The following is a 1048-nucleotide window of genomic DNA, read 5'->3' as shown; positions in this document are numbered from 1 at the left end:
TAGGCCGTGTTTCATAGCTGGGTTGGCCAGTCAGCTTCGGCCTGGGATCTCGGCGTGTCGGTGATCGATACGCAGTGAGGTCTCCGGTAGATGGTTCATCGACCAAGACAGACCATCAGCACGGAGACCTCGTGGCTACCATACCGGTGACGAGGCGGTTCGACCTGACTGACGTGCAGTGGGCGGCGTTGGAACCGCTGCTGCCGAAGGGAAATAAGCCAGGGCGACCGCTGAAGTGGAGTAAACGGCAGCTCATCGACGGGATCCGGTGGCGGGTCCGGGTGGGCTCGCCCTGGCGGGACGTGCCGGAATGCTACGGGCCCTGGCAGACGGTCTACGGACTGTTCCGCCGTTGGCAACGCGCCGGGGTGTGGCAGCGGATCGTCACCGGGCTGCAGACCCGCGCCGACGCCGCCGGTCTGATTACCTGGGACGTCAGCGTCGACTCGACCATCGCTCGGGCTCATCAGCACGCCGCAGGCGCCCGCACCCGACCTGAGCTGCAGAAACAATCACCGGGCGGGGTCGAGGACGAGCCGGCGGATCACGCGTTGGGCCGGTCTCGTGGTGGCTGGACCACCAAGCTGCACCTGGCCTGTGAGCAGGGCCGCAAGCCGCTGTCGATGCTGCTGACCGCCGGGCAGCGCGGCGACAGTCCGCAGTTCACCCGGGTCCTGGCCCGCATCCGGGTCCCCCGGCCCGACGGCGGCCGACCCCGCACCCGACCCGACCGGGTCCTCGCGGACAAGGCATACAGCTCCCGCGCCAACCGTGAGCACCTACGCCGACGCGGCATCCCAGCCACGATCCCGATCAAGATCGATCAGGCCGCCAGCCGGCGCAAGAAGGGATCCAAGGGCGGCCGACCGCCGACCTTCGACGCCCACCTCTACCAGCAGCGTCACGCCGTCGAGTGCGGCATCAACCAGCTCAAACGCCACCGAGCCATGGCCACCAGATACGACAAGCTCGCCGTGCGCTACCAGGCCACACTCCACATCGCCGCGATCAACGAATGGCTCTGACCCAGCTATGAAACAGGTCCTAA

Annotated in this window: 1 protein-coding gene; it reads left to right on the top strand. The window is 67.3% G+C overall.

The window, feature by feature from the left end; translation table 11 throughout:
- The first annotated feature begins 146 nt into the window (after window positions 1–146).
- Entirely contained in the window at window positions 147–1025 is an 879-nt protein-coding gene (locus tag Vlu01_RS27315) for an IS5 family transposase (protein WP_373307521.1), read from the top strand.
- Window positions 1026–1048: the final 23 nt, after the last annotated feature.

This window comes from Micromonospora lutea, assembly GCF_016863535.1.
GTDB classification, from domain to species: Bacteria; Actinomycetota; Actinomycetes; order Mycobacteriales; family Micromonosporaceae; genus Micromonospora; species Micromonospora lutea.
Note: the sequence above shows the minus strand (reverse complement) of the source record. Positions and strands in the feature narration are given on the sequence as shown.